At 62.2% G+C, this 312-nt stretch carries 1 protein-coding gene; it reads right to left on the reverse strand.

All coding sequences use genetic code 11. The annotated features are described in order from the left end of the window. Nucleotides 1–312: NAD-dependent epimerase/dehydratase family protein (locus KDH83_RS32275; protein ID WP_212323301.1), on the reverse strand; the 312-nt coding region annotated here is incomplete at both ends.

Consider the following 312-nt stretch of genomic DNA (forward strand, 5'->3'; position numbering starts at 1 on the left):
GTACCGGTCGTCCGCGATCGCGCCGTCCATCAGTTCGATGAAGCGGGCTACCACGTCATCGATGTAAACCAGCGTGATTGCCGCCGCCGGATCATTGATCTGGATGGGCAGGCCGTGGTTGATGTTGTGGCAGAACGTGGCGACCGCGGAGTTGTAGTTCGGACGAGCCCATTTGCCGAATACGTTCGGCAGTCGGAAGAGATAGACCGGCGAGCCATGCTGTTCGGCCAGCGCCGACAGGGTGCCTTCCGCCTCGCGCTTGCTCAGGCCATAAGGGTTGTCCTGGCGGGCCTGGGTCGCGGAGGGATAGAT

Origin of the sequence: Achromobacter sp. Marseille-Q0513, assembly GCF_018195695.1 — a bacterium.
Taxonomy (GTDB): Bacteria; Pseudomonadota; Gammaproteobacteria; order Burkholderiales; family Burkholderiaceae_B; genus Achromobacter.